Source organism: Proteus sp. GOKU, assembly GCF_015475555.1.
In the GTDB taxonomy this organism is placed as follows: domain Bacteria; phylum Pseudomonadota; class Gammaproteobacteria; order Enterobacterales; family Enterobacteriaceae; genus Proteus; species Proteus mirabilis_B.
In genome coordinates this window covers 286,883-312,327 of sequence record NZ_CP034105.1, presented here as the reverse complement: position 1 = coordinate 312,327, position 25,445 = coordinate 286,883, and the positions used below count along the sequence as shown (strand labels likewise).

The 25,445-nt window shown below is 40.7% G+C and carries 25 protein-coding genes and 2 tRNA genes; 7 read left to right on the top strand and 20 right to left on the bottom strand.

Going from position 1 to position 25,445, the window contains the following annotated elements; all coding sequences use genetic code 11:
* A complete protein-coding gene (gene nrdG / locus EHE21_RS01580; protein ID WP_194951662.1) occupies positions 1-465 on the top strand; it encodes an anaerobic ribonucleoside-triphosphate reductase-activating protein in 465 nt (154 codons plus the stop codon).
* A gap of 161 nt (positions 466-626) precedes the next feature.
* Positions 627-989, top strand: a complete 363-nt coding sequence (locus EHE21_RS01575) for a hypothetical protein (protein ID WP_194951661.1) — start codon at positions 627-629, stop codon at positions 987-989.
* Between the two features lie 20 nt (positions 990-1,009).
* On the opposite strand, the gene EHE21_RS01570 is transcribed toward EHE21_RS01575, so the two are convergent.
* On the bottom strand, positions 1,010-1,450 hold the full coding sequence (locus EHE21_RS01570; protein WP_194951660.1) for a YhbP family protein: 441 nt from the start codon (positions 1,448-1,450) through the stop codon (positions 1,010-1,012).
* Positions 1,451-1,564: 114 nt separating this feature from the next.
* Entirely contained in the window at positions 1,565-1,816 is a 252-nt protein-coding gene (locus tag EHE21_RS01565; protein ID WP_075673608.1) for a YdgH/BhsA/McbA-like domain containing protein, read from the bottom strand.
* A gap of 287 nt (positions 1,817-2,103) precedes the next feature.
* Between EHE21_RS01565 and EHE21_RS01560 the strand changes: the two genes are divergently transcribed.
* On the top strand, positions 2,104-2,394 hold the full coding sequence (locus tag EHE21_RS01560; protein WP_098941343.1) for a GIY-YIG nuclease family protein: 291 nt from the start codon (positions 2,104-2,106) through the stop codon (positions 2,392-2,394).
* A gap of 2 nt (positions 2,395-2,396) precedes the next feature.
* Here EHE21_RS01560 and EHE21_RS01555 read toward each other — a convergent pair whose 3' ends face one another.
* Both EHE21_RS01555 and ubiT read right to left on the bottom strand, forming a co-directional pair.
* Complete coding sequence (locus tag EHE21_RS01555; protein ID WP_088493967.1) at positions 2,397-2,903, bottom strand: GNAT family N-acetyltransferase; 507 nt, start codon at positions 2,901-2,903, stop codon at positions 2,397-2,399.
* Positions 2,897-3,430 carry a ubiquinone anaerobic biosynthesis accessory factor UbiT gene (ubiT, locus tag EHE21_RS01550; protein ID WP_006535669.1) on the bottom strand — a complete coding sequence of 178 codons (534 nt, stop codon included), beginning with the start codon at positions 3,428-3,430 and terminating at the stop codon, positions 2,897-2,899. Before ubiT ends, EHE21_RS01555 begins: the two co-directional genes overlap by 7 nt.
* Positions 3,431-3,646: 216 nt before the next feature.
* Here ubiT and ubiU point away from each other — a divergent pair, with 216 nt between their 5' ends.
* Positions 3,647-4,642, top strand: coding sequence for a ubiquinone anaerobic biosynthesis protein UbiU (ubiU, locus tag EHE21_RS01545; protein WP_088493968.1), 996 nt, complete (start codon positions 3,647-3,649; stop codon positions 4,640-4,642).
* 13 nt (positions 4,643-4,655) lie between these two features.
* Positions 4,656-5,534: a U32 family peptidase gene (locus EHE21_RS01540; RefSeq protein ID WP_088493969.1), complete on the top strand. Its 879-nt coding sequence runs from the start codon at positions 4,656-4,658 to the stop codon at positions 5,532-5,534.
* 83 nt (positions 5,535-5,617) lie between these two features.
* On the opposite strand, the gene EHE21_RS01535 is transcribed toward EHE21_RS01540, so the two are convergent.
* The 3 genes from EHE21_RS01535 to EHE21_RS01525 are packed head-to-tail and all read right to left on the bottom strand — an operon-like array spanning position 5,618 to position 8,904.
* Positions 5,618-6,778: an ABC transporter permease gene (locus EHE21_RS01535; protein WP_088493972.1), complete on the bottom strand. Its 1,161-nt coding sequence runs from the start codon at positions 6,776-6,778 to the stop codon at positions 5,618-5,620.
* Positions 6,778-7,923, bottom strand: a complete 1,146-nt coding sequence (locus EHE21_RS01530; protein ID WP_088493973.1) for an ABC transporter permease — start codon at positions 7,921-7,923, stop codon at positions 6,778-6,780. The genes EHE21_RS01535 and EHE21_RS01530 overlap by 1 nt, the downstream gene beginning before the upstream one ends.
* A 9-nt stretch (positions 7,924-7,932) precedes the next feature.
* Positions 7,933-8,904 (bottom strand): HlyD family secretion protein, encoded by a 972-nt coding sequence (locus EHE21_RS01525; RefSeq protein WP_194951659.1) that lies wholly within the window; start codon positions 8,902-8,904, stop codon positions 7,933-7,935.
* A gap of 234 nt (positions 8,905-9,138) precedes the next feature.
* On the opposite strand from EHE21_RS01525, the gene EHE21_RS01520 reads away from it, so the two are divergent.
* Complete coding sequence (locus EHE21_RS01520; RefSeq protein ID WP_194951658.1) at positions 9,139-10,842, top strand: sensor histidine kinase; 1,704 nt, start codon at positions 9,139-9,141, stop codon at positions 10,840-10,842.
* Between the two features lie 2 nt (positions 10,843-10,844).
* Positions 10,845-11,561, top strand: a complete 717-nt coding sequence (gene btsR, locus EHE21_RS01515; protein ID WP_023583566.1) for a two-component system response regulator BtsR — start codon at positions 10,845-10,847, stop codon at positions 11,559-11,561.
* Positions 11,562-11,588: 27 nt separating this feature from the next.
* Here btsR and EHE21_RS18860 read toward each other — a convergent pair whose 3' ends face one another.
* The 13 genes from EHE21_RS18860 to secG all read right to left on the bottom strand — a co-directional run bounded on the left by EHE21_RS18860 (position 11,589) and on the right by secG (position 25,322).
* Positions 11,589-12,089 carry a hypothetical protein gene (locus tag EHE21_RS18860; RefSeq protein ID WP_228766722.1) on the bottom strand — a complete coding sequence of 167 codons (501 nt, stop codon included), beginning with the start codon at positions 12,087-12,089 and terminating at the stop codon, positions 11,589-11,591.
* 140 nt (positions 12,090-12,229) lie between these two features.
* The gene (locus EHE21_RS01505; protein ID WP_151434027.1) at positions 12,230-14,128 is read right to left on the bottom strand and encodes a DEAD/DEAH family ATP-dependent RNA helicase; all 1,899 of its coding nucleotides are present in this window, start codon (positions 14,126-14,128) and stop codon (positions 12,230-12,232) included.
* Between the two features lie 171 nt (positions 14,129-14,299).
* Positions 14,300-15,187: a lipoprotein NlpI gene (gene nlpI / locus EHE21_RS01500; RefSeq protein WP_098941350.1), complete on the bottom strand. Its 888-nt coding sequence runs from the start codon at positions 15,185-15,187 to the stop codon at positions 14,300-14,302.
* A gap of 112 nt (positions 15,188-15,299) precedes the next feature.
* Positions 15,300-17,429 (bottom strand): polyribonucleotide nucleotidyltransferase, encoded by a 2,130-nt coding sequence (gene pnp / locus EHE21_RS01495; RefSeq protein ID WP_102949423.1) that lies wholly within the window; start codon positions 17,427-17,429, stop codon positions 15,300-15,302.
* A 250-nt stretch (positions 17,430-17,679) separates the two neighbouring features.
* Positions 17,680-17,949 (bottom strand): 30S ribosomal protein S15, encoded by a 270-nt coding sequence (gene rpsO / locus EHE21_RS01490; protein WP_088493979.1) that lies wholly within the window; start codon positions 17,947-17,949, stop codon positions 17,680-17,682.
* Between the two features lie 123 nt (positions 17,950-18,072).
* A complete protein-coding gene (gene truB / locus EHE21_RS01485) occupies positions 18,073-19,026 on the bottom strand; it encodes a tRNA pseudouridine(55) synthase TruB (RefSeq protein ID WP_075673620.1) in 954 nt (317 codons plus the stop codon).
* On the bottom strand, positions 19,026-19,427 hold the full coding sequence (gene rbfA, locus EHE21_RS01480; RefSeq protein WP_006535687.1) for a 30S ribosome-binding factor RbfA: 402 nt from the start codon (positions 19,425-19,427) through the stop codon (positions 19,026-19,028). The genes truB and rbfA overlap by 1 nt, the downstream gene beginning before the upstream one ends.
* Before the next feature lie 302 nt (positions 19,428-19,729).
* Positions 19,730-22,486, bottom strand: coding sequence for a translation initiation factor IF-2 (gene infB, locus EHE21_RS01475; RefSeq protein ID WP_194951657.1), 2,757 nt, complete (start codon positions 22,484-22,486; stop codon positions 19,730-19,732).
* Between the two features lie 22 nt (positions 22,487-22,508).
* Positions 22,509-24,017, bottom strand: coding sequence for a transcription termination factor NusA (gene nusA, locus EHE21_RS01470; RefSeq protein ID WP_006535691.1), 1,509 nt, complete (start codon positions 24,015-24,017; stop codon positions 22,509-22,511).
* A gap of 20 nt (positions 24,018-24,037) precedes the next feature.
* Complete coding sequence (gene rimP / locus EHE21_RS01465; protein WP_036914691.1) at positions 24,038-24,490, bottom strand: ribosome maturation factor RimP; 453 nt, start codon at positions 24,488-24,490, stop codon at positions 24,038-24,040.
* Positions 24,491-24,692: 202 nt separating this feature from the next.
* Positions 24,693-24,769, bottom strand: a tRNA-Met gene (locus tag EHE21_RS01460).
* A 60-nt stretch (positions 24,770-24,829) separates the two neighbouring features.
* Positions 24,830-24,919 (bottom strand) — tRNA-Leu (locus tag EHE21_RS01455).
* Between the two features lie 58 nt (positions 24,920-24,977).
* The gene (gene secG / locus EHE21_RS01450; protein ID WP_036914692.1) at positions 24,978-25,322 is read right to left on the bottom strand and encodes a preprotein translocase subunit SecG; all 345 of its coding nucleotides are present in this window, start codon (positions 25,320-25,322) and stop codon (positions 24,978-24,980) included.
* Positions 25,323-25,445 lie beyond the last annotated feature (123 nt).

Sequence of the window (25,445 nt, the reverse complement as noted above, 5' to 3'; positions counted from 1 at the left end):
GTGAATTACCATCAATATTACCCTGTTGATGTTGTCAATGGTCCTGGTACTCGTTGCACCCTGTTTGTTGCAGGGTGCATACACCAATGCCGAGGCTGTTATAACAAATCAACGTGGTCATTAACGTCAGGCAAGCCATTTACACAAGAGATGGAAGATCAGATTATTGCGGATCTTCAAGACAGTCGAATTAAACGACAAGGATTATCGCTTTCAGGGGGTGATCCTTTACATCCGCAAAATTTATCTACAATTTTGCACTTGGTAAAACGAGTCAAAACCGAATGCCCTGAAAAAGATATTTGGGTTTGGACAGGCTATTTACTGGCAGATTTGACACCAGAGCAACAAGAAGTTGTTAGCTATATAAACGTGCTAATTGATGGAAAGTTTGTACAGGAACTTTATGATCCCGGATTATTGTGGCGTGGTAGTAGTAATCAGGTTATTCATAAATTGAGATAATATCTAGAAGCCCATTTTTATAGTGGGCTTTTTTCTTTCATCATTCTCATTTAATCACCTCCGTTATCAAATGCGAATCATTTTCAAAAATGATAGTCAAAGTGATTAGTTTTGTTTTATTATTAGCGCTCTTAACTATTCTTTTTATGATGATACTTGATATGAAATTAGCACTTTTCCCTTTATTTTCAATAATCTTACTTTCTGGTTGTAGCAGTACTTGGGAGCCCAAAGGTTCATCAGATTACACATTGCAGGAAGCGAAAATGCTCTGTGAGTTTGATGCCAATACTCGTTACCCTATCCGCAAAGAAGTGCTACAACGTACTGTTTATCGTGATGTGCAAAAGACGTGTCGTAAAGATGACAAAGATCACTGCGGTGATAAAAAAACCTACACTGAACGTGTACCAATGACAGAAAGCTATGTTGAAGACATTAACCAAGAAGACAGAAAAACCTTCTATACCTCTTGTATGTCTTTAAAAGGATGGGAACAAAAAAATCATTACTTTTGGGAATAGTGGAAAGTTAAGAAAAAAGTTTAATCACATTGCCAATAGAGCTTAGTACCAAAACCTAATTGATTATTCACCATCTTAATTTCTTGCAATTGTAGCTCCCATAAAGGCACATGGATGGCGGCTAATGCGACAGGAAAGCGTAAACAATAATGTTTTCTTGCGTTGATGTCGTCCTTACCAGTTAGTAAAGAAACAGCCCCCGTGAATTGAATACCTTGTAAATCTGATACGGTAATTTCTTGTGTGCTGATACTTCCTGCAACTAATAAGTTTTCCTGCATCATTTGAGCATGACGTGTTTTCTTTTCAGAAAGAAAAACAAGCCTCATCTGACTTTCATCAAACCAATAAAAACAATTAGCACACCAAATATCACCCAATGAACGTGTTGTACATAAGGTGAACACATGGTTTTCACGCATATATTGTTTAATTATTTTGATCGAGTCTAAAGGAGACATAATATACCTGTATAGATACAAAAAGAGACGCTGTTTAGTTGATAATTATATCACCAAAACGAGCGTCTTACCGCGTGTCTCTTATTACAGGTTATTTATCGAAAACAGTTAAAATTAACGATAAATTTCAGCATTTACAGTGAGGTAATCATCACCTGTAGCACCAACAACTTTAAAGCCTTTTGCGCCTTCATCTTTTGCAATTTGAGCAATTTTAGTTGTTAAACCATCTAAAGTATCGCTACCTGTGATTGTGATATACTCACCATTCACTGAAGGACTTTTTGATACGCTATCAGATGCGATTGAACCAAATGAAATAGCACTTAAAGCTAATGTAGCAGCGATTAATGTAGATTTTTTCATAATAAACTCCAAATAAATTCTAATTTTGTTAGGTATCGCGGAGTGTCTCTCTGTGATGTGGATCATATTATGCGCTTTAGTTTAACTTTAAAATTAGCAATAATTGCTGTTCATTTTCAAAAAAATTGAATGTTATTTTTTAAATGATAGAACTTACTGTCACAAATATTTCACAACATATTGATATATCTAATAGATTTCATTCTGATAAAACGATAAATTACTCAATTAAAAAATTAAGAAGTATTATTTATCAAAAGAGAAAGTAGCACGAAAAGGAAAAAATGATGACGGAGACAATGTGGTCACTCTATATTGTTAGAAATCGTCTCGGTTCTCTTTATACAGGGATCACGACAAATGTTGAGAGGCGTTTTCAACAACATCAGAATGGAACGGGCGCTAAGGCACTGAAAGGTAAAGGCCCTTTATTATTAGAATTTTATTGTCAGGTAGGGAATAGACAGCGTGCTTCTCAACTTGAATACCAGTTAAAACAGTTGAAAAAGACGCAAAAAGAAAAGCTGATCATTGACCAGCCTTCAGACATTGCACTGTATTTAATACAGGATAAATAAATTTAGCTAAATTGGTCAAACAATGGTGAATAGTTGACTAAACCATGGATGTCATCAACATTGCCATTTTCTAACGCATAAAGCTGAAAAGCCTCTTCTGTATCAGGCCATTTGCAATGTAAGCCTTGTGACTTAGCTGGGATAAAACCTGATTTTTGATAATACTCAGGCTCCCCCAACACCACAACGGCACCGTAACCAAATTCATTTAGGCTATCTAGCCCTTCATTAATCAGTTGACGTCCAATACCTTGGTTTTGGAAATCAGGCGCAACAGCAAGTGGTGCAAGTCCTACCCACTGGCAATCTTTTCCATCAATATCAACAGGTGTAAAACCGATATAGCCAATTAATTGGCCTTCATCGTTAATTGCCACCATGCCTAATGTTAATAACCCTTCTTCTCGTAAATGCCCGACTAAATCAGCTTCACTACCTGTCGGAAACGCTTGGCGTAAAAGGTTATCAATTGCAGGAATATCAACGGGAATTTCAACACGTATTAGCATGAAGTTGAGCTCAGTTCATGGCTGTGCAGAGTGTCTTCTTTTTCTTCTTGAAGCCCACTTTTTACAAACTCAGCCAGTTGTAATAAACCAAAACGCAACACAGATGGCATTGAGTCTAATTCAATTGCATCCATCAGGTTCTTAACATATAACCCGAGTTCTGTATCACCCTCAATTTGTAGACGACGTTGGAAAAATAAGGTGTCAGGATCTTCTTTGCGAGCAGCAATTAAAATAAGATCATTAGCATTTCCGCTAAAGCTGACATCTTCTTTTTCTAAGCGACTGACCACTAATTTATCATCACGAACACTGATAAACCACTGTAAATGTAAGTCTCTTATCTCAACTTTTAGCCACTTATCTTCTAAAAAGTGTAAATCACCTTCAGCTAACGACTCACGAAACTGCCAACTTAAAAACTGTTCTAAGATATCGCGTTGCAGAGCAAATGGGGTAACCTGTAAAGGGTAACGTAAAAAACGAGGACCCTCTTTAACCAAATGGGTACGAATTTTGTTAAACACGTTCGGACTCCTATAAATAAAATTACGGGCTATTGTGCCAGATATAGACAGATATTCTGCGATCCTATATCAATATTCGGTTAATCCGTTGTTCACATTTTGAGTTCTTTGATTTTACTTAAGCAAAAAACAGAGTTCTCTGCCCTAAATCAAAACCTTTTTTTATCTTGCTCATTACAATTTCTGATCATTCTTAATTTCTAAAGGGAAGTGAAGATGGAATTGCTGTGCCCAGCAGGTAATTTACCTGCCTTAAAAGCGGCCATAGATAATGGTGCGGATGCCGTTTATATCGGCTTAAAAGATGATACGAATGCAAGACATTTTGCGGGTTTAAATTTCACAGAAAAGAAGTTACAAGAAGCGGTTAATTATGTTCACCGCCACCAGCGAAAATTGCATATTGCAATAAACACCTTTGCTCACCCTGATGGATTTGAACGCTGGCAAAAAGCGGTTGATATGGCAGCATCTTTAGGTGCTGATGCGCTTATTTTGGCGGATATCGCCATGTTAGAGTATGCCGCAGAGCGTTATCCTCATATTGAGCGCCATGTTTCAGTGCAAGCTTCTGCAACCAATACACAAGCGATTGAATTTTACCAACGTAACTTTGATGTGGCTCGTATTGTTCTTCCTCGAGTTCTATCTATTCATCAAGTAAAACAATTAGCACAAACTAGTCCAGTACCTTTAGAAGTTTTTGCCTTTGGTAGCTTATGTATTATGGCTGAAGGTCGATGCTATCTATCTTCTTATTTAACCGGTGAATCCCCTAATACCGTAGGTGCTTGCTCTCCGGCTCGTTTTGTACGTTGGCAACAGACACCACAAGGAATGGAGTCTCGCCTTAATGACGTACTTATCGACCGCTATTCACCCGACGAGAATGCGGGTTATCCAACATTATGCAAAGGGCGTTATTTTGTTGATGACCACTGTTATCACGCATTAGAAGAGCCTACGAGCCTCAATACGCTTTCACTATTACCAGAGTTAATGGCGATGAATATCGCATCCGTCAAAATTGAGGGTCGTCAACGTAGTCCTGCTTATGTTACTGAAGTCGCAAGAGTTTGGCGTGCAGCTATCGATCAATGCAAAAAAGATCCTCAAGGCTTTAGTACTAACCCTCGTTGGATGAACGCATTAGGAAAAATTTCAGAAGGAACACAAACAACATTGGGTGCTTATCACCGCAAATGGCAATAATAAGGATAAGAAAATGAAATATGCATTAGGCTCTGTACTTTATTATTGGCAAAAAGAAGCACTTGAAGCCTTCTATGAAAAAGCAAAACATAGTGATGCTGATATTATTTATTTAGGTGAAACGGTTTGTAGTAAACGCCGAGAAACCAAGCCTCAAGATTGGATAAATCTCGCCAAAGAAGTCGCTAAAAGTGGTAAGCAAGTGGTGCTTTCTACCTTAGCATTATTACAAGCACCTTCGGAATTAAAAGAAATTGCTAAGTTAGTTGATAACGGTGAGTTTTTAGTTGAGGCGCATGATTTTGGTGTGATCAATATGCTTTACGAGCGTCATCTCCCTTTTGTGGCAGGTCACGGGCTTAATTGCTACAACGCTTATGCGTTACGTTTGTTGCATAAACAAGGAATGATGCGTTGGTGTATGCCTGTTGAGCTTTCTCGCGAATGGTTAAGCAACCTTCTAACCCAATGTGAAACATTAGGTATTAGAGATAAGTTCGAGGTTGAAGTGCTGGCTTATGGGCATCTTCCTTTGGCTTATTCAGCGCGCTGTTTTACTGCTCGTTCTGAAAATCGCTCTAAAGATGATTGTGAAACCTGCTGCCAAAAATACCCTCAAGGTCGTGAAGTACGCTCACAAGAAAATCAGCAAGTATTTGTTCTTAATGGTATTCAAACACAAAGTGGCTATTGTTATAACTTAGGTAACGATCAAACATCAATGACAGGCTTAGTGGATATTATCCGTTTATCTCCTGAATCTGATGCTATTTTTGATACCTTACAACAATTTCGCCAAAATGAACAAGGTCAACAACCACTGACAACAATTCATCACCATGACTGTAACGGCTATTGGCGTAAGTTGGCAGGATTGGAGTTGGTAGAATAAGTTTCGTTATCCACTCTATTTCAATCTAATCGTAGAGTGGATTTATTCTTCCTAAAGGGATTTGCATTTCAGTGCTCTAATCACTATTTAGAACCGCGATGATGTAACCAATGCTTAAATTGGTGCGTAATATGCCTTAACTCTCCATTACGTAACATACCCACCAGCACACCTAACACGGTGTAAATCACGCCTAAAACCAACATCATCACAATATCACCCAATATGCTTTGGAATGATAATCCCATTTGGTTAATACCAGCCATGGCGTTTACTGCCCATGTAGAAGGTAGTGCGGATGAGATTGCAAATACCCAGTCAGGCATCGCTTGTAATGGCCAAATCGTGCCGGAAATATAGAATACAGGTGTTGTTACAAACGCCAATGTCAGATAAATCATCTCAACACTGCGTAAGCACTCTGTAATCAATTTACCAAGACCTAATACAGCCAATAGGAATGGGAAAGTAAGCATCCATACTTGGTAAAGCGGAGCCTCTTGGCGATAGCCTAATACCCAAGGCCATAGTGCAAAGAACACGGCAGATAAAAATAACCAAATAGGAATAAGTGCAGATAACGCTCCTAAATAAACCGCTAATGGTGGCTTTCCTTTTGGCGTACTTCTCACTGCAATACTGACACGGACACAAGCAATTAAGAGCGAGTGTTGTAATAACATGACTAATAAGCCCGGGAAAATAATTGCAGCAAAACTTACCCCTGGGTTATACATCGCTATAGTTTCGCCTTGGATTGGCTTTAATAGAATTCTCGATTGCTCAACACTAAAGCCCGCATTTTGTAAAATACGCCCATTATAAGAATCTAATAACTGTTGATAAGCCAACATCAATTCTTGCTGAATTTGTCCACTGGCAAGACGGTTTGTAGCATCACCAAAAACCGGAACAGTGACATCTTTACCATTCAGTAATTTCTTCTCAAAATCAGTTGGAATAATAATGATGGCAAAGAGCTCACGCATAATCATATCGTGACGAGCTTCATCTAAATTATCGTAATTATTAATACTTAATTTAGGTGTCGAGTTTAATGCCCGAATAAGTGAATAGCTTGCGGGGCTATGATCTTGATTAATCACTGCCACAGGTAAATCCCATAATACAGGTTTGGCATACACCAAACTCATAATACATAGGGAAACAATAAGTAGCATCCACATCGGCTTTTCTAACATACCCAGTAGAACGCGCTTAAAAGTTTGGAAATACATCTGCATCATGCAACACCTACCTGTAATTCCAATCGTTTAAAAATGCGTTTGCGAACTAAGAAGGCGATAGCAAAAGGATAAATCAGCAAGAGCGAACAAACATATAAAATACCTTGTAGTGATACTTCTCTTAAAAAGATATCAAACATGGCATTTAAGGCGTGAGTTAATGGCTCTAAATTAGAAATAATCTGTGCAGGTAAGATCATCGAAAGTTCAGGTACAGCCATACCTGAAAATGCCAATGCAATACTCACCAACATACCTATCATACTGTATGCCGTTATCGCGCTATTGGTAAACGCAAAGAGCAGCAACCCCACACTTTGAGCCGCAATAATATAGAAGAATCCCACTAGCACCATATATAGCGGATTACCGTTTACCTTCGCCCCCGAAAAATGCACTAATGCCGCTAATTCAACAATTAACAAGGTTAAGAAAAACAGTGTATAAGGCGTGAGTTTACCAATAAGGGCAAATGTGAAAGGCTTAATATTCAATAGCATATTACCGCGTGATAACGAATAAATCGTACAAGTCACGACAAAGAGTTGGAGCATATGAATAGTAGCTGCAAATTGCTGATAATAAATATAACTGCCACTGGCATTAAATAAGCTGTCATAAGAGAGCGTCACTTTTGCCAATGGAGGAACTGGTTTATTCATCTCTTGAGCTAAAACAGTACGGTATTGCGCATTAAGCTCTGCGATTAATCCACTAAAATCCTGTATTGCGTAGCTCCCAGCCGCATAATACAACCCGTTGTAATACATACGTGTAGTGGGTTGTTTTCCCGCTAAGACCTTACTTTCAAAGTGTCGAGGAATGGTGAGTATCGCGTAATCTTTTGCACTACCAAGCCGTTCCATTGCTGTACGAGGATTTCCATCTAGCGTATTTAATTGCGCATGAGAGCCTGCATTTAAGTCTCTGATCAGTGTTCTCGATAATGGACTATTATCGTTATTGATCACCGAAACTGGCAAATTCAGCAACGTGCCTTCAGAAAAGTTAGCACTAATTAACGTGAACAACATCAATGGAAATAGCCAGCTTAGCCAGTGAAAAACTGGGCTACGTACTGCCATATGCGTTTCTCGTGAAAATGCGCTACTAAAGCCACGCCAAGCTGCCTTTACTCTCATTGTTTGTCCTTATTTATCCCAACGCCATAATGCACTCATACCAGGGCGAAGCCCTTCAATTGGCGTCACAGGATACAATCGGATCTCAAACGTTTTTAAATCGAAATCACCAGTGGCTCTTGTCGCTCTTTTTGTTGCGTAGTCACCCATTGGAGCGATATAGCGAATTTCAGCTTCTACCTCTTTATTACCCAATGCAGGAACCGTGATAGTAATACGATCACCTTTGCGAATATCCGCTAAAATATCTTCACGAAGGTTATAAACAAAATAAGCATCAGGAATACGAATAAGGGTAGCAAGTGGACTATTGGCATTAAAGAGTTCACCTATCTCCGCAGGAATAGGACCGACTTCGCCATCTACTGGTGCTTTAACTTGTAAGTCGTTTTGTTGGATCTTCAACTCAATAAGTTGTTGTTCTGCCTGTTGCACCGCGGCGGTGTATTTATGGCGTAATTCAATACGATCGCCATTTTTGGCTTCATCCAATTCTGCTTGAGCGCCTCTGACACGTTGTGATGCAACATCACGGCTACGGCGCGCATTATCCAACTCTGTTGCTGATACATAGCCTTGATTAGCTACCGCGCTGATACGCTGATAATCTCTTGCTGCATTTGCAGCTTCTACTTTAGCTTGAGATAACACTGCTTCTAGATTACGAATGCTCTCTTCTCTTGTGCCATGTAATGACAAATCTAATTGAGCTTGAGCTTGTGCTTTGGCGGCCTCAAGTGCAGCAACTTGCGCATTGAGTTCAGGGCTTTCTAATGTGATCATTAATTGCCCTTTTTTGACATCATCACCTCGCTCTATATGGCGTTCAATAACACGGCCTTTGGCTTTAGAGGCAACAATGACTTCTGGAGCGTCAACTTCTCCTTGCAATAATAAATATTGATTATGCGCGCGGAAAAGTATGGCTAATGCAATTAGTATTAGCATTAATAAAATAAGATAGATGGCTCTTTTTTTCATATAACGATTAGACCTTAATAGTGAAGTAGAACACTCACTGACAGAGTTATATTACACAATAACTCAGAATTTCTTTAAGAATTTTGTGCGCCAGATCACTGATGCAAAGGAATATTTTCTTTGATAGTGCGATTAAGTTATTCTTATATCAAACTTTATCGCCTAATTAATATCCCCGTTTTATCTGAACTTTTTATGTTTATCAGATAGAAAAGAGAACGGTACTCAATACTTATGTATGAATTTGATCTTATTTTGCTGTTATTACAGCAAATGTGCGTTTATTTAATTATTGCTTGGTTTTTAAGCAAAACACCTCTATTTACGCCACTTTTACAGGTCACGATAAAACTACCACATAAGTTGATGTGCTACGTCATATTCTCTATTTTCTGCATTATGGGTACCTATTTTGGGCTACATATTAATGATTCTATTGCCAATACGCGTGCTATTGGCTCTGTCTTAGGCGGATTGCTAGGAGGCCCTTACGTTGGCTTCCTTGTGGGTTTTACCGGAGGCTTACACCGCTATTCACTCGGTGGCATGACTGCTTTTAGCTGTATGGTATCGACCATTGTCGAGGGATTAATCGGCGGATTAGTTCACCGTTATTACGTAAAACATGGGCAGATGTATCGAATATTTAACCCATGGACAGCCGCTGCGGTGACTTTCTTTGCTGAAATAATACAGATGAGCATCATCTTATTATTGGCACGTCCGTTTAATGAAGCACTGGCTTTAGTGAAAGATATTGCCGCTCCTATGATCGTAGCAAATACCGTTGGTGCTGCAATGTTTATTCGAATATTACAAGATAGACGCGCTATATTTGAAAAATATACCAGTGCATTCTCAGCACAAGCATTAAAAATCGCTGTCTGTACTGAAGGTATTTTACGTAAAGGATTTAACCAAGATAATAGCACCCGTGTAGCAAAAGTGATTTATCAAGAATTAAGAGTCAGTGCGGTTGCCATTACAGATAGAGAAAAGCTACTCGCCTTTATTGGCATTGGCGCGGACCACCATTTACCGGGTACACCTATTTCATCAGATCAATCTAAACAAGCCATTAATAATAATGAAGTTGTTTATGCTGATGGTAATGAAACGCCCTATCGTTGCACTCTTTCCCCTCATTGCAAGCTAGGTTCAACCTTAGTTATTCCGTTAAGAGGTGAAAATAATCAAGTGATTGGAACAATAAAACTTTATGAGGCTAAAAATCGCCTATTTAGTTCTATTAACCGCACCTTGGGTGAAGGTATCGCAAGCCTATTATCTGCACAAATTCTAGCAGGGCAATATGAGCGAAATAAGCAATCGCTTTTAGAGTCAGAGATTAAACTCTTACATGCTCAGGTTAATCCTCACTTTCTTTTTAATGCACTAAATACACTGCAAGCAGTTATTCGACGTGATAGCGAGCAAGCAAAGCAACTCGTGCAATTTCTTTCTGCTTTCTTTCGTAAGAATTTAAAAAGACCAGAAGCGGTGGTGACATTAAGTGACGAAATCGAACATGTAAACGCCTATCTACAAATCGAGAAAGCGCGTTTTCAGGAACGCTTGCAGATTGATATTCAAATTCCTGAAAGCTTAGCGAATGCACGCTTACCGGCTTTTTCTCTTCAACCGATGGTCGAGAATGCAATTAAACATGGAACGTCACAGTTATTAGACACAGGAAAGATTACAATTAGAGCACATCAAGAGCATCATTTAATCATTATCGAAATTTGTGATAATGCTGGACTTTACCATCCTCAATGCCCGTCGCATCAATTAGGTTTAGGCATGAGACTAGTGGATAAGCGATTAAAATTACGCTATGGCGAGCTTTATGGTGTTTTAGTTGAATGCCAAGCCGATGAATATACAAAGGTGAAAATTTGCTTACCTCTAGAAAAAAGCATGGATAACGTTACATAACAATGAATATATTAATCGTTGATGATGAGCCACTGGCTCGTGAAAACTTACGTTGTTTACTTGAAGTTGAAAAGGATATTCATATTGTTGGTGAATGTAGTAATGCGATTGAAGCAATAGGAGAAATACATCGCAAAAAGCCTGATGTTGTATTTCTTGATATTCAGATGCCTCGCATTACTGGCCTTGAAATGGTCACAATGCTTGATCCTGAACATCGCCCTTATATCGTCTTTTTAACCGCATTTGAAGAGTATGCGATCCAAGCTTTTGAAGAACATGCTTTTGATTATTTACTTAAGCCATTAGAGCAAGAGCGTTTAACAAAAACATTAAATCGTCTACGCCAAGGTAATAAGCAAAATATCGATCTCTTAACACCTCCTGAAGAGCGTTTAAAGTGTATTCCATGTACAGGGCATAGCCGTATTTGGTTAATGCCAATTGATGAGGCTGTATTTGCAACATCAAGGCTCAGTGGTGTCTATGTGACAAATAATCAAGGCCAAGAAGGCTTTACAGAATTGACATTACGGACTTTAGAAACACGAACACAATTAGTACGTTGCCATCGTCAATATTTAGTGAATATGGATTATGTTAATGAGATTATTTTTGGCGATAATGGGCAAGCCGAATTGATATTACATAATAACAGCCAAATTCCTGTTAGCCGCCGCTATCTTAAACCGTTAAAAGAAGCGATTGGCTTAAGTTAATAATAAAATAAATGAGTATTTAGATATTTATAAATATTGAGCTAAGTACTCATTAAAAATTTGCTGATACTGCTTACGATCAAAAATAAGCTGCTCAATAGGTGTAATACCATGTTCATCAAGCTCTAGTGCGTCTTCTTTATCTAACCCATCTTCATAAGCAATATTATTCCACTTCACCTCATCCTCTGTAATTTCTAAATCACAAGAGATCACAGAGCAATAATCACTGCCACAATGACAACGATACAACACCAATCGATTATTATCTAATTGAGTGTAAACAGGTTTATTTCCTAAATATTGTTCTATTTTACTACGAATAATTTTATCGCGATCGTAATTAGGGAAACGAGCTTTATCAACAACAAAAAAATCCAAGTCAAAATCTGAAAAGCGTAAATCTGTTTGTTTCTCAAACCCCAACCATTTATCCAGTGCTTTACCATCAATATAAAAATTAAAGTCTGCACGTTGCGTATCAGCATCTTGCTGAATACAACGTAACTCTAAATGATTAGCTTGCATAAGCTTTCCTATTATTGATGGAAATGAGTCGTGATAGATTTTATATCATTAAAATAAGCATAAAAAAACCAGCCAACTTTCGTTGACTGGTTTCAATTTTTTATCATCAACTCAATTTAATATTGAGTGAATGCAAGCTCTTATTGGTTATGAGAGCTGCTACGACGACGAGGTGTACCTTCGTTGTTACGACCACGGAAATTACCGCGCTCGCCACCACGATCGTTACTACGCTCACCACCGCGGTCATTATTACCACGACGTTGTGGTTGATCACCATTGTTAAAACGACGACCACCTTGTGGTTGACCATCACGACGGCTGTTATTACGACGCTCACGGAAAGGCTGAGATTGAGCATCACCCACTAATTGCATATTCAGTGGTTTGTTCATAATACGCGTACGTGTGAAATGACTTAATAAGTCTGTTGGCATACCTTTTGGTAACTCGATGGTTGAGTGAGAACCATACAGTTTGATATTACCAATGTAACGGCTGCTGATATCACCTTCGTTAGCAATCGCACCAACGATATGACGAACTTCAACACCATCATCACGACCCACTTCGATACGGTATAAATCCATTTCGCCAGCATCACGACGTTCACGACGAGGAGAACGCTCACGATCATTATCACCGCGACGGCGATCATCACCACGACGATCGTCACGATCGTTAAATTCACGACGAGGACGACGAACTGGATCTGGTGGCAGGATAAGCGCACGCTCACCTTGAGCCATTTTCAGTAATACCGCAGCCAGTGTTTCCATATCTAGTGCTTCTTCACCTTGTGGAGCTAATTTAGGTAACAGAGCACGATACTGATCAAGGTTGCTAGTTTCTAATTGTTGCGCGATTTGCTGTGCAAATTTTTCCTGACGACGTTGGCTGATAAGTTCTGCATTTGGCAGTTCTACTTCAGGAATAGTCATCTTCATTGTACGTTCGATATTGCGCAGTAAACGACGCTCACGGTTATCAACGAATAAAATTGCACGGCCAGCACGACCCGCACGACCTGTACGGCCAATACGGTGAACATAAGACTCTGAATCCATTGGGATATCATAGTTCACAACAAGGCTGATACGGTCAACGTCAAGACCACGAGCTGCAACGTCAGTCGCGATTAAAATGTCTAAACGACCATTTTTCAGACGCTCTAATGTTTGCTCACGCAGTGATTGGTTCATATCACCATTTAACGCCGCACTGTTATAACCATTACGTTCTAAAGCTTCAGCAACTTCTAATGTTGCGTTTTTAGTACGAACGAAAATAATCGCCGCATCAAAATCTTCAGCTTCTAAGAAACGAATTAATGCTTCATTTTTACGTGCGCCGAATGTCATCCAATAGCTTTGGCTAATGTCTGGACGTGTTGTTACGCTACTTTGAATGCGTACTTCTTTCGGATCATTCATGAAACGACGAGTAATACGACGAATAGCTTCTGGCATTGTTGCAGAGAACAGTGCTGTTTGGTGTTCTGCTGGGATCTTACTTAAGATGTTTTCAACATCTTCAATAAAGCCCATACGTAACATTTCATCAGCTTCATCTAATACTAAACCTTTCAGTTTAGATAAATCTAATGTGCCACGGTTTAAATGGTCTAATAAACGACCCGGTGTACCCACAACAACTTGTGGTCCTTGGCGTAACGCACGTAATTGAACGTCGTAACGCTGACCACCATACAGTGCAACAACATTTACTTTTGGTAAATGCTTAGAGAAATCTTCAATTGCTTCAGCAACCTGAACCGCAAGTTCACGAGTCGGTGCTAAAACTAAAATTTGTGGTGCTTTTAATGATTCATCAAGATTGTGTAATAATGGCAGGCTAAATGCGGCAGTTTTACCACTACCTGTCTGTGCCATACCTAAAACATCATTGCCGTTTAAAAGGAAAGGAATACATTGTTGCTGAATTGGAGAAGGCTTCTCGTAGCCTAAGTCATTCAGTGCAGTCAAAATAGGTGCTGATAAACCTAGATCAGCAAAAGTCATATCGGTTTCAGTAGTCATGTCACTGTGCCTCATTCATTATGGCAGCCAGTTGACATAACATACCGCATGGTTTGTCGGTCTTTATCATCTAAAATGTGAACTGGCTCAAATTATATTATTAAACGAACAAACAAGCCCTCATCCTATGTAGATGATGGCTTTCAAACTGATCAGAGAAATGTTCGTCAGCTATTGCTGGTCCGATTCCGCTAGGTCTTCTTGTTGGCCTAACAGTGCTAATTCCAACAATGCGTAGCGGTGCTCAACAAAGTTATGTGCGTTGTTGGCAACCGTCAGCTTGAATAACGCTTCTGCGCTATCCATGTCCCCCAGACTTAGGTAATACTTACCTAAATAGAAGTTAGTTTCACTAAGATGCTCAGCGAGCGAAGTGTTATCGGTTGAAGCCTCATTTAATTTCAACATTAATGTTTTTTCATTAATGTCGCCTAAATAAAACTCAACTATATTCCATCCCCATTGCCCCGTTTTATCCGCCTGCTGGTATCGCTGTTTTAGCTGTTGTTTAGCTAAATCAGTGTTTATCTCTTTTTCTACAAGATATAACCAAAGCGAACGAATGGGATCATTTGGATCGACCTGATAAAACGCCTGCAGATCATCCTGCGCCAATTTCAATCGGCCACCGTAGTACGAAGCGATACCACGATTAAAACGCGCATTATTGTAAGTTGGATCAAGCTCTAAAACAGAATCAAACGCTTCATAAGCAGCATCGTAATTTGCTGCCTGCGTAAAATAGATACCTAGAAAATTAAAAATTTCTAGCATATCTGGTCGTATTGATAGCGCCATTGAAAAATCATTACGCGCTAAAGCTCGTAAACCGAGGCTATCATACAGCACACCACGCTCATATAAAAGCTGTGCGTATTCATCTTCGGTTAATGAGCGGCTCGCTAGGATTTGTTCTATACGAGCCAATATCACTTCTTGTTGTAAAGAAGGCTGCAATGGTGTGGCAAAAATCGCATTCTGACGCCATTCTGGACTAGTGCTGCATCCGGAAATAAAGATGAAAACAGCAATAGAACAACTGCGCAGAAATGTTTTCATTTCTCACTCCCAAAGTCAGACCTTTCAACAAAAAGCGTTCTAGACGTCCTACTTGTCAATCATAATAAGTCTCTACCGATACCTATGTCTAGATATCGGTAGTAGAATATCATTAATTCGCAGAATCTTCAGAAGAAGTTTCTGTTGCTTCCTGCTGATTAGCTTGAGCTTCTTTCATGCTTAAGCGAATACGGCCTTGACGGTCAATTTCCAGTACTTTAACTGGAACTTCTTGACCCATTTCCAAGTAGTCACTCACTTTCTCAACGCGTTTGTCTGCGATTTGAGAAATATGAACCAGACCTTCTTTGCCGCCACCGATAGCAACGAATGCACCGAAATCTACAATACGAGTTACTTTACCGTTGTAGATACGACCCACTTCAACTTCAGCCGTGATTTCTTCGATACGAGCGATAGCTTGTTTTGCTTGGTCGCCACTTGTTGCAGCAATCTTCACTGTACCATCATCTTCGATTTCGATAGTTGTGCCTGTTTCTTCCGTTAATGCACGGATAACTGAGCCACCTTTACCGATAACGTCTTTGATCTTGTCTGGATTAATTTTGATAGTATGAATGCGCGGTGCGAATTCAGAAATATCAGCACGAGGTTGGCTAATTGCATCTTCCATTACGCCTAAAATATGTAGACGTGCGCTTTTCGCTTGGTTTAATGCAACTTGCATGATTTCGCGAGTGATACCTTCGATTTTGATATCCATTTGTAATGCGCTGACACCGTTACGGCTACCCGCAACTTTAAAGTCCATATCGCCTAAATGGTCTTCATCACCCAGAATATCGGAAAGAACAACAAAGTTGTCGCCTTCTTTCACTAGACCCATTGCAATACCTGCAACAGATTCTTTAATTGGTACACCAGCATCCATCAGTGCTAAAGAAGCACCACAAACAGACGCCATTGAAGATGAACCATTTGATTCAGTGATTTCAGAAACCACACGAACAGTATATGGGAATTCTTCAATTGTTGGCATTACTGCTAACACACCACGTTTTGCTAAACGGCCATGACCGATTTCGCGACGTTTTGGTGAACCCATCATACCTGTTTCACCAACAGAGTATGGAGGGAAGTTATAGTGCAGTAAGAAAGTATCAGTGTGCTCACCCATGATGTCATCAATAGTTTGAGCATCACGTGCAGTACCTAATGTTGCAGTAACCAGTGCCTGAGTTTCACCACGAGTAAATAGTGCTGAACCGTGAGTACGTGGTAATAAGCCAGTGCGAATATCTAATGCACGTACCATGTCTTTTTCACGGCCATCGATACGTGGTTCGCCAGCTAATACGCGAGCACGAACGATATTTTTCTCAAGACCTGAGAAGATATCGCTGATTTCAGCTTCATCTAAAGTTTCATCTTCAGCTACTAACGTCGCGATAACTTCATCACGGATAGCTTCAATTTGTTCATAACGCTCTTGTTTTTCAGTGATACGGTAAGCATCACCAATACGAGCTTGCGCTAATTGTGCAATACGGTCGTGTAAAGTTTGGTTGATAGCTTCTGGCGCCCAATCCCATTTCTCTTTACCAACTTCTGCAACTAATGCATTGATGTTTTCGATCACAACTTGTTGTTGATCATGACCAAATACGACTGCACCTAACATTTCTTCTTCTGATAATAAATCAGCTTCTGATTCTACCATCAGTACCGCGCCTGCAGTACCTGCAACCACTAAGTCTAATTTACTAACTTTCAGCTCATCAACTGTTGGGTTTAGAACATATTGTCCATCGATAAAACCAACACGAGCACCACCGATAGGGCCATTGAATGGAACACCTGACAGCGCTAATACCGCAGAAGCACCAATCATTGCAACGATGTCTGGGTTAACTTGTGGGTTAACTGAAACAACGGTAGCAACGATTTGGATTTCGTTTAAGAAACCTTCTGGGAATAATGGACGTAAAGGACGGTCAATTAAACGTGCAATTAACGTTTCGCCTTCACCAGGACGACCTTCACGACGGAAGAAGCTACCTGGGATACGACCAGCAGCGTATGAACGCTCTTGGTAGTTAACAGTTAATGGGAAGAAATCTTGTCCAGCTTTAACTTTTTTCTTTGCAACAACGGTAACAAAAACAGCAGTGCCGTCCATGTCAACCATAACAGCAGCTGTTGCTTGACGAGCCATCATGCCAGTTTCTAATGAAACAGTATGTTGACCGTATTGAAATTTACGAACTGTAGGATTCAGCAAAATAATATCCTTTATCTTATTGTCGCCAGATGTTTAGCGACGATGAATGATCTTTTCTCCGCTACGTCCCCTCGCGACTAATGAAAATATTAACCATCTAGCGATAAATACTTTCATTAGCCGCGCGAATTGTCGTAACTAGAGAGACTAAATAACAATCACCACATTAAAACATAACGACTAATATTAAAAATAGCACTTTCTAGTAGAAAAGGGGCCAACAGGCCCCTTTCCAATGAAACTCGCTTGATTAGCGACGCAGACCTAAGCGTTCAATCAGTGCAGAGTAACGAGCAACATCTTTACGCTTCAGGTAGTCCAGCAGATTACGACGGCTGGAAACTTTACGCAGCAGACCACGACGGCTGTGGTGATCTTTTTTGTGCTCTGAAAAGTGACCTTGCAGGTGGTTGATTTCTGCAGTCAGCAGTGCAATCTGAACTTCGCTTGAGCCAGTATCGTTAGCGCAACGACCAAATTCAGCAACGATTTGTGCTTTCGCTTCAGTACTTAGAGACATAATAAACTCCAAATTAAGTAAAATTTTCAGATAGCCAATCTCTAATTCAGCTACCCAACTCAGCCACCTAAACAGATAGCCGCATTATTCTACGCTTCAAACACTTTTAGCGCAAGATTGCTATTAAGTGTTATCTTGTGCGCTATAGTCTACAACCACTCTTTTCGGAGCAACGAGGCCATCTTTAATGATAGCAAGGCCAATGAATTTTTTTTCATCGCCTTCAGTTACTCTTACCCATTCGCCTTCATTGATATCATGATTAACCCGAACAGGCTGTCCCAGCTTGAGATAACCTGCAATAATCGTGGTTAAATTCACAACCGGAAAATGTGCAACAGCGGTATCCATAGGCAATAACAGTGCATCAAGTGCCAAGAAAGGATCTTCTTGCGCAGTTTGTGCATCCTCTATCATCGCTCTTAATTGCTCTAACGTTACCATTCGCTCTTTAGGATAATCTGCGACTTCTAATCGACGTAAGAAAATAACGTGAGCACCACATTGTAATTTCTCACCAAGATCATCAATAATTGTTCGAATGTAAGTGCCTTTAGAACAATGAATTTCCAGCTCTAACTCATCACCTTCCCAGCGAATAAACTGGAGTTCATAAACGGTGATAGGCCTTGCTTCACGCTCTACTTCAATACCTTGTCGAGCATATTCGTAAAGCGGTTTACCTTGATGTTTTAAAGCGGAGTACATTGAAGGGACTTGCAATGTTTCACCGCGAAAGCTATCCAAGGCATCATCTAAAGCTTGCTGTGTAAATTGTACTGGGCGCTCTTGAATAACCTCACCATGTGCATCAGAGGTATCTGTTCGTTGCCCTAAACGTGCAATAACGCGATAACGCTTATCTGAATCCAATAGAAACTGTGAAAATTTCGTTGCTTCACCTAAACAAATAGGGAGCATACCTGTTGCTAAAGGATCCAACGCCCCTGTATGCCCTGCCTTGCTGGCATTAAACATACGGCGGACTTTTTGGAGTGCATCGTTAGAGGAAATATCTTGGGGTTTATCGAGTAGCAATACGCCGTTAATCTCACGCCCCTTACGACGACGCCCCATTATTTGTCCTCTTTATGACGACGCTCTTCATCGCTTTTAACGACGTTAGAAACTAAATTAGACATACGCATACCTTCAACTAATGAGTTGTCATAAGCAAATGTCAGTTCAGGCACAATACGTAAGCGCATCGCTTTGCCTAATAAAGAACGAATAAAACCAGCGGCTTCATTAAGTGCAGTTAAACCCTCTGCAACCATCTCTTCTTCGCTTTTTTCACCACCTGATAAGTTCAAAAAGGTGACAAATACTTTGGCATAAGCCAAATCACGAGAAATCTCAACGCCAGATACCGTCGCCATTCCAATACGTGGATCTTTGACTTCACGTTGTAAAATGATGGCGATTTCTTTTTGCATTTCCTGAGAAACACGCTGACTACGGCTAAAATCTCTTGCCATTTTATCTCTCCCTGACAATAGGGTATCGCCCTGATTGTCATTGTTAATTCAAATCTAAAATCAATGATATCTAAAGAGTATACATGAAGTGGTATTTAACAACCGCTTTCTCTGATTTCTTTCTTTAGAAATAAAATGTTTCTTTGGTGCTATTTTACCCTGTTATTTCACTTTCATAAATTACTGAAAGGCAATCTATTTCGGTTATGTTGAAAAATGGAGAGGAAATAAAAGGGGAATACAGCAAAGAAAGGAATAAGAAGGGAGCCCTTGAGCTCCCTTTTAAAACAAGACGGACTAAATTAATCAATAGAACGTTTGATTTCGATAACTTGGAAGACTTCAATCATGTCGCCAACACGGACATCGTTGTAGTTTTTCACACCGATACCACATTCCATGCCGTTACGCACTTCGTTGACGTCATCTTTAAAGCGACGCAGTGACTCAAGTTCGCCTTCATAGATAACCACGTTATCACGTAGAACACGAATTGGGTTATTACGCTTGATGTTACCTTCAACCACCATACAGCCCGCAATCGCGCCGAATTTAGGTGATTTAAACACATCACGGACTTCTGCAAGACCCATGATTTCTTGTTTATATTCAGGTGCCAACATACCGCTCATTGCCAGTTTGATTTCGTCAATCAGGCTATAGATAACGGAATAGTAACGTAAATCAACGCTTTCTTGTTCAATGATACGGCGAGCAGATGCATCAGCACGTACGTTGAAACCAAGAATGATTGCGTTAGAAGCCGCGGCTAATGTTGCGTCAGTTTCGGTGATACCACCTACGCCAGAACCGATGATTTTCAGTTTAACTTCATCAGTAGACAGTTTAACTAATGCATCAGTAATCGCTTCACAAGTACCTTGAACGTCTGTTTTCAGAACGATGTTCAGTTCAGAAGTTTTACCTTCTTCCATGTTAGCAAACATGTTTTCCAGTTTAGACTTCTGCTGACGAGCCAGTTTAACATCGCGGAATTTACCTTGACGGTATAATGCAACTTCACGCGCTTTCTTCTCGTCACGAACAACTGTTGCTTCATCACCTGCAGAAGGAACGTTAGACAGACCTAAAATCTCAACAGGCATTGATGGGCCAGCAGATTGAACGTCTTGACCTAATTCGTTACGCATTGCACGAATACGACCGTATTCGAAACCACACAGAACGATGTCACCTTTATTCAGTGTACCTTCACGGACAAGAATAGTTGCAACTGGACCACGACCTTTATCAAGGTAAGATTCGATAACAACACCACTTGCCATGCCTTCTTTAACTGCTTTCAGTTCAAGAACTTCAGCTTGTAAAAGAATAGCATCCAGCAGTTCGTCAATACCTAAACCTTGTTTTGCAGATACGTGCATAAACTGGGTTTCACCGCCCCACTCTTCTGGCAGGATGCCATATTGAGACAGTTCAGTTTTAACGCGATCTGGATCAGCTTCGTGTTTATCAATTTTGTTCACTGCAACAACAACAGGTACGTTTGCTGCTTTTGCGTGTTGGATTGCTTCGATAGTTTGTGGCATTACACCATCATCTGCCGCAACAACCAAAACAACGATATCCGTTACCTGAGCACCACGAGCACGCATTGAAGTAAACGCGGCGTGACCTGGAGTATCTAGGAAGGTGATTTCACCTTTGTCAGTTTTAACGTGGTAAGCACCGATATGCTGGGTGATACCACCCGCTTCACCTGATGCTACTTTCGTTGAACGAATGTAGTCCAGTAATGATGTTTTACCGTGGTCAACGTGACCCATGATAGTTACAACTGGTGCACGAGATACTGCACTTTCTTCGCCAGTATCACGATCGCTCATGACTTGTTCTTCTAACTCGTTTTCACGACGTAAGATAACTTTGTGACCCATTTCTTCAGCAACAAGCTGTGCAGTTTCTTGGTCTAAAACCTGATTAATGGTCGCCATAGCACCCATCTTCATCATAGTTTTGATAACTTCAGACCCTTTTACTGCCATTTTGTTAGCAAGTTCAGCAACAGAAATAGTCTCACCAATAATAACATCACGGTTTACAACAACCGCTGGCTTATTGAAGCCTTGCTGTAATGAGCTACCTTTACGTTTACCTTTCTTGTTAGTACGACCAGCAGCACGTGCTTCTTCACGATCTGCTTTTTCAGAATGGCGGTTGTTTTTCTTAGGACGAGGAGCCTTAGCGTTGCGACCACGACCGCGGCCACCTTCAACTTCAGCATCACTTTCATCTTCTGCATCACGAGCATAACGTGATGTGGTTACATGATAGTCTGAGCCTTCAGTTTCTGGCGCTTTAGGTTCAGCAGTCCATTTTTCAGCATTTTCTTCAGCTAAGCGACGTGCTTTTTCTGCTGCAACTTTTGCTTCATCTTCTGCTTTACGGCGCTGTGCTTCTTCCGTTTTACGCTTCAGTTCAGCCTGTTCAGCATTGCGACGTGCTTTTTCCTGATCTGCTGCTTTATCAGCTTTTGGTTTATCGTTTTGTTTCACTTTATCTTTTTCCGCTGCTTCGCGCTTAGCTAATTCCGCTGCTTCACGTTTTGCTTCTTCAGCTTCACGTTTCACTTTTTCTTCGGCGTCTTTCTTTGCCTTTTCAGCTTCACGTTTTGCTTTTTCTTCAGCTTCGCGCTGTGCTTTCTCTTGTGCTTCGCGCTGGGCTTTTTCTTCGGCTTCGCGATGCGCCTTTTCTTCCGCTTCACGCTGAGCTTGCTCATCCGCTTGCGCTTTTTCAACGGCGTCACGGTTCACATAAGTGCGTTTTTTGCGGACTTCGATGGCTACTGATTTACTTTTGCCACCTGTACCAGGAACACTTAACGTACTACGTACTTTACGTTGTAACGTTAATTTTTCTGGTTGGTTGGTTGATACGTCTTTATCACGATTCAACCAAGCCAGTAAGGTTTCTTTCTCTTTTTGGGAGACAGAATCAGAGACGGTCTTCTTAATACCGGCATCAGCAAACTGCTGTACCAAACGTTCAACCGGTGTCTGAATCTCTTCTGCCAGTGATTTTACTGTTTCATCTGTCATTCTGTTCCTTCCTGCTCAGTTGTTACGCATCATTCCCAAACCAGCAGATATTACGTGCGGCCATAATGAGTTCGCCTGCGCGCTCACTATTTAAACCTTCAATATCAGTTAGGTCGTCGATACCCTGTTCGGCAAGATCTTCCAGTGTGCAGATACCACGGGCAGCTAGATCAAATGCTAAAGAGCGCTCCAATCCTTCGAGAGCTAATAAGTCCTCGGCTGGTTGGTTATCGCCTAGGCTTTCTTTTTGAGCCAATTCAATCGTTGTTAGTGCTGCTTTTGCTCTTTCACGTAAAGCTTCAACGGTGTCTTCATCTAAACCGTCAATAGCCAGCAGTTCACTGATTGGCACATAAACTAACTCTTCAAGGGTAGAGAAACCTTCTTCAACTAAAACAGTTGCGAAGTCTTCATCAATGTCGAGATGCTTAGTAAATATTTCAATGGCTGCGTTTGCTTCTGCCTGATGTTTTGCATTCAGTTCATCAGCAGTCATGACGTTTAATTCCCACTTGTCATCACCACGATGTTTTTTCAGTAACTGTGCTGCCAGACGAACGTTCTGACCATTACGGCCAATTGCCTGTGCAAGGTTACTGCTTTCAACTGCAACATCCATTGTACATTTGTCTTCATCGACAACAATAGAAGCAACATCTGCCGGAGCCATTGCATTAATAACGAATTGTGCAGGATTATCATCCCACAGAACAATATCAATTCGCTCGCCGCCCAATTCGCTGGAAACGGCTTGTACACGTGCACCACGCATACCAACACAAGCACCCACTGGGTCAATACGCTTGTCGTTAGTTTTTACTGCGATTTTGGCACGAGAACCTGGATCACGCGCTGCAGCTTTAATTTCAATGATTTCTTCGCCAATTTCTGGTACTTCAATACGGAAAAGTTCAACCAGCATTTCAGGGCGAGAGCGTGTCACGAAAAGTTGTGCACCACGAGTTTCTGTACGTACGTCGTATAAAACGCCACGTAAACGGTCACCTGGACGGAAGTTTTCACGCGGTAACATATCTTCGCGTAAAATAACCGCTTCGGCGTTATTACCTAAATCTAAAGTGATATTTTCACGGTTCACTTTCTTCACAACACCCGTGATAATTTCGCCTAATTGTTCGCGGAATTGATCAACAACCATTGCTCTTTCAGCTTCACGTACTTTTTGTACGATAACTTGTTTAGCGGTTTGTGTTGTAATACGGTCGAAAGTAACAGATTCGATTTGATCTTCAATATAACCACCTAGTTCAATACTAGGATCTTCATATTGAGCAGCTTCAAGTGTGATTTCACGAGTTGGTTGAGTCACTTCATCAACGGCAACCCAACGACGGAATGTATCAAAATCACCGGTTTTACGGTCGATACATACGCGAACGTCAATTTCTTGCTCGTATTTTTTCTTAGTTGCTGTCGCTAATGCGGTTTCCAGTGCTTCAAAAATCTTTTCACGAGGAAGAGATTTTTCGTTAGAGACCGCTTCCACAACAGCCAGAATCTCTTTGTTCATCCTAGTTGCCTCTTCAAAACTTAAAAGTGGGGTACCAGGTTAGCTTTCTGGATGTTGCTCAGTGCGAACACTTCGTCTTTACCATCCACAGTAACCGTGATCATTTCGCCAGCGACAGACTTAATAATGCCCTGCCATTTACGGCGGTTTTGCATTGCAATTCGTAATACGATAGCGGCTTCTTCGCCGATAAATTGCTCATAATGCGTTGCAGTGAATAAAGGTCGTTCTAAACCAGGAGAAGAGATCTCAAGGTTATAAACTGTTTGAATTGGATCTTCAACATCCAGCACAGCACTGACCTGGTGGCTAACATCAGCACAATCATCAACAGTGATACCGTCTTCACTATCAATATAGATGCGCAATGTTGATTCTCGGCCACGAATAAACTCAAGACCGACAAATTCAAAGCCTAATGCTTCTACTGGTGCTGAAACCATCGCTGTTAATTTTTGCTCTAATGTGGACAAACCCACCCCCAAGGCATAAAAAAAGGGCCTATAGCCCAGTATTCTATTCTCTGATAACAAAAAACCCCGAAATTCGGGGCTTTATGCAACTGGACCCTGTAACTTGCCATTCGAGAATAACCTCTTCTTACGGCACATTCCACTCAGGATCATAATCGGTTCAACAAGATGATTAATGAGAAAAGTGCTGTATTGTTAGAAGTGGTTGCGGGGGCCGGATTTGAACCGACGACCTTCGGGTTATGAGCCCGACGAGCTACCAAGCTGCTCCACCCCGCGTTCGAAAAACGTGGCAAATTTTACGCTGATAACAAGCAAAACGCAAGCTATCTGGAATAATGGTGCCGAGAACGGGACTTGAACCCGTACGCCCGTTTTATAGGCACTACCACCTCAAGGTAGCGTGTATACCAATTTCACCACCTCGGCACTTAATGAGACTGTTACTGCGTAAAAATTAACAATCTCATTTAAATCTTTACTTAGTTTACTGCGGAATATCTGTATTTGCTGGCGCTACAGGCGCTGCTAACTGCTCAGCTTTTTTAGCTTCTTCTGTAGTCTGCTCGATAGACATCCATTTGCTGTCTTCACGCACAGTTTTATTGGCACTTAGATTACCTAAAATAAGGGCAAGTACAATAAAAGCTGTCGCTAAAACAGCGGTCATACGGGTCATAAAGTTAGCTGAACCGCTTGAACCAAATACTGTACCGGAAGCACCTGCACCAAAAGAAGCGCCCATATCAGCACCTTTACCCTGCTGTAACAGGATCAGACCAACTAGCCCTGTTGCTACAATGATAAGAATAACAATGAGTGCCGTATACATTTGCGTTACCTTTTCTATGGAACTTATCGTCTTAACGATAACCTTCGATTGCTTCACCCGCTTTAGTTCAAGACCTTACTAAGCGGGTGTGAATACTAACCAAAGCTGAACTGACAAGCAAGG

Bases quoted from the DNA above. Each gene is read 5' to 3' on its own strand.
- EHE21_RS01525 (WP_194951659.1), bottom strand. From the start codon at position 8,904: ATGAAAAAAAGAGCCATCTATCTTATTTTATTAATGCTAATACTAATT.
- EHE21_RS01560 (WP_098941343.1), top strand. From the start codon at position 2,104: ATGACGGAGACAATGTGGTCACTCTATATTGTTAGAAATCGTCTCGGT.
- ubiU (WP_088493968.1), top strand. From the start codon at position 3,647: ATGGAATTGCTGTGCCCAGCAGGTAATTTACCTGCCTTAAAAGCGGCC.
- rbfA (WP_006535687.1), bottom strand. From the start codon at position 19,427: ATGGCAAGAGATTTTAGCCGTAGTCAGCGTGTTTCTCAGGAAATGCAA.
- EHE21_RS01530 (WP_088493973.1), bottom strand. From the start codon at position 7,923: ATGAGAGTAAAGGCAGCTTGGCGTGGCTTTAGTAGCGCATTTTCACGA.
- EHE21_RS01535 (WP_088493972.1), bottom strand. From the start codon at position 6,778: ATGCAGATGTATTTCCAAACTTTTAAGCGCGTTCTACTGGGTATGTTA.
- EHE21_RS01565 (WP_075673608.1), bottom strand. From the start codon at position 1,816: ATGAAAAAATCTACATTAATCGCTGCTACATTAGCTTTAAGTGCTATT.
- EHE21_RS18860 (WP_228766722.1), bottom strand. From the start codon at position 12,089: ATGCAAGCTAATCATTTAGAGTTACGTTGTATTCAGCAAGATGCTGAT.
- EHE21_RS01520 (WP_194951658.1), top strand. From the start codon at position 9,139: ATGTATGAATTTGATCTTATTTTGCTGTTATTACAGCAAATGTGCGTT.
- EHE21_RS01575 (WP_194951661.1), top strand. From the start codon at position 627: ATGAAATTAGCACTTTTCCCTTTATTTTCAATAATCTTACTTTCTGGT.
- EHE21_RS01505 (WP_151434027.1), bottom strand. From the start codon at position 14,128: ATGACTACTGAAACCGATATGACTTTTGCTGATCTAGGTTTATCAGCA.
- rpsO (WP_088493979.1), bottom strand. From the start codon at position 17,949: ATGTCTCTAAGTACTGAAGCGAAAGCACAAATCGTTGCTGAATTTGGT.
- secG (WP_036914692.1), bottom strand. From the start codon at position 25,322: ATGTATACGGCACTCATTGTTATTCTTATCATTGTAGCAACAGGGCTA.
- btsR (WP_023583566.1), top strand. From the start codon at position 10,845: ATGAATATATTAATCGTTGATGATGAGCCACTGGCTCGTGAAAACTTA.
- nlpI (WP_098941350.1), bottom strand. From the start codon at position 15,187: ATGAAAACATTTCTGCGCAGTTGTTCTATTGCTGTTTTCATCTTTATT.
- EHE21_RS01570 (WP_194951660.1), bottom strand. From the start codon at position 1,450: ATGTCTCCTTTAGACTCGATCAAAATAATTAAACAATATATGCGTGAA.
- truB (WP_075673620.1), bottom strand. From the start codon at position 19,026: ATGGGGCGTCGTCGTAAGGGGCGTGAGATTAACGGCGTATTGCTACTC.
- infB (WP_194951657.1), bottom strand. From the start codon at position 22,486: ATGACAGATGAAACAGTAAAATCACTGGCAGAAGAGATTCAGACACCG.
- EHE21_RS01555 (WP_088493967.1), bottom strand. From the start codon at position 2,903: ATGCTAATACGTGTTGAAATTCCCGTTGATATTCCTGCAATTGATAAC.
- nusA (WP_006535691.1), bottom strand. From the start codon at position 24,017: ATGAACAAAGAGATTCTGGCTGTTGTGGAAGCGGTCTCTAACGAAAAA.
- EHE21_RS01540 (WP_088493969.1), top strand. From the start codon at position 4,656: ATGAAATATGCATTAGGCTCTGTACTTTATTATTGGCAAAAAGAAGCA.